Consider the following 1,645-nt stretch of genomic DNA (forward strand, 5'->3'; position numbering starts at 1 on the left):
GTGTCTACCATTGCGACTTCCGCCTGGGGAGTAGCCAACTGGGGAGCCGCCGGTGCCGGCTTCGCCGTTGGGGTGATGACAGGCCGTGCCGTCGTCTGGGCAAAGCCAGCAGGCGCCAGCAACAGCACCATCCCCCAGCTCAGAACAAAGGAAGAGGTAATGCCACTCAATCTTCCCTCAGGTCGCGCTACACCACTCATGAGAACTCCTTAGGCAAATACTGATAGCACCGCGTGGGCCAAACGCAAAAAGTTGCAGGTTCTCTTTCAATCAAAATCGGCAGTCTTCTGCAACTTCCTTGTTATGTTCAAGGTGGGGCTACGGAGGGAAACGCCGACTAAGGAAAACCTAACGACGACTTCCACCTCTGGCTGCAAAGTGATGCACGACGATGTTAAAAGTGGTAAATCACTTCCACATTGGCAAGGAGACTTCCTCTGTGATTCCCCAATCGGACTCAGGCTTGGCCGCTGGGGACCGTCGGGCACTCCTGGCGCAGCACCTGAAGGCAGGATTCCTGAGAGGAATGTCGCTGCGGAGGCTGTCACGTCGCCTCAGATAAGCTGTCGGGAAATCCCATGGCATGGGGTGCTTGCACTGAAGTTACGGCCGCCGCCCGGCTTTGGATGGAACCAATCGAATCCCGTCCCTCCCGCCTCACAAGCGTCTTCGAATGCCGGACCGCCCCTGAATTCCGATACAACTCATTTATTATGAGATGTATAACGAAGAGAACGCCGGCAGAAGATGTGTCCGTCCCCGCTCCGGCCAGCCTTGCAGCGACCAAGGCATAGGCCGTGATTTCCATGGGCATCTTGCCAATGCGAGCGCAGATGGCTTCAAGTGCCAGACCCCTTCGATGCAGCTCTTCTGTGGAATGGACAGATAAACTCGTCGAAGCCGGCTTTCTGGCAGTGGAATTGCTTCAGTTTTCTAGTAAGGGTAACTTTCAGCATGCCGGACATTCAATCCGCCACTATTCCCGCATCGACGATCGAGGACGAACGCGTCCCGGCACCGTCCCAGACAGCCCAGTCCTGGCTTCCGTGGCTGCCCTTTGTCCTCTTGGCGCTGGTTGTTACGGCCATCTACTACCAGGTGGTCGGCAAGCTGGTAGCGGATTGGTATAACAATCCGGACTTCTCCCACGGCTTTCTGGTCGCTCCGTTCGCGCTCTTCCTGCTGTGGGACAAGCGCAAAGTTCTGCGCGACACTCCGATCCAGCAGACATGGTCGGGCGTCTGGCTGATCGTCGCAGCCATCTTCGTGCTGTTCATGGGAATCTATGGCGCCGAGCTTTTTCTCTCGCGGCTTTCGTTCGTTATGCTTCTCGCCGGGATGGTCTGGACGCTCTGCGGACGGGCGATGCTGCGCGAGACGCGATTTGCCATTCTCGTTCTCCTGCTCGCCATTCCGATTCCAGCCGTCCTCTTCAATCAGATCACCTTCCCGCTGCAGCTGCTGGCCTCCCGGATGGCCAGCGCGATCCTCCCACTTTTCGGCGTCCCGGTTCTGCGCGACGGCAACATCATCCAGCTTCCCTCCATGCAATTGGAGGTCGCGGAGGCGTGCAGCGGTATTCGCTCCCTGATGAGCCTGTTCGCGGTCGCCATCTTCTATGGTTACTTTCTGGAGCGCAACACGT

General features: G+C 57.5%; 2 protein-coding genes. One reads left to right on the forward strand and one right to left on the reverse strand.

The genetic code is table 11. The annotated features are described in order from the left end of the window. Positions 1 to 200: hypothetical protein (locus WCB02_RS30175; RefSeq protein ID WP_423963723.1), on the reverse strand; the 200-nt coding region annotated here is incomplete at its 3' end. Between the two features lie 754 nt (positions 201 to 954). On the opposite strand from WCB02_RS30175, the gene WCB02_RS30180 reads away from it, so the two are divergent. Next, on the forward strand, positions 955 to 1,645 hold a 691-nt coding region (locus WCB02_RS30180; RefSeq protein WP_423963726.1), incomplete at its 3' end, for an exosortase/archaeosortase family protein.

Origin of the sequence: Bradyrhizobium sp. (assembly GCF_049581145.1) — a bacterium.
Taxonomy (GTDB): domain Bacteria; phylum Pseudomonadota; class Alphaproteobacteria; order Rhizobiales; family Xanthobacteraceae; genus Bradyrhizobium.